At 56.1% G+C, this 230-nt stretch carries 1 rRNA gene; it reads left to right on the top strand.

What is annotated here, in order from left to right:
* Positions 1–230 (top strand): 23S ribosomal RNA (locus ACGFW6_RS45195); the annotation flags it as partial.

Here is a 230-nt window from a genome sequence, read left to right as displayed (position 1 = left end):
TCCCTGGTGACCGATAGCGGATAGTACCGTGAGGGAATGGTGAAAAGTACCCCGGGAGGGGAGTGAAATAGTACCTGAAACCGTGTGCCTACAAGCCGTGGGAGCGTCGGATACAGCTTGCTGTATCTCGTGACTGCGTGCCTTTTGAAGAATGAGCCTGCGAGTTTGCGGTGTGTTGCGAGGTTAACCCGTGTGGGGAAGCCGTAGCGAAAGCGAGTCCGAATAGGGCG

The sequence above is a fragment of the Streptomyces sp. Y7 genome (assembly GCF_043195415.1).
GTDB lineage: Bacteria > Actinomycetota > Actinomycetes > Streptomycetales > Streptomycetaceae > Streptomyces.
This window is presented reverse-complemented; position numbering and strand designations above follow the sequence as displayed.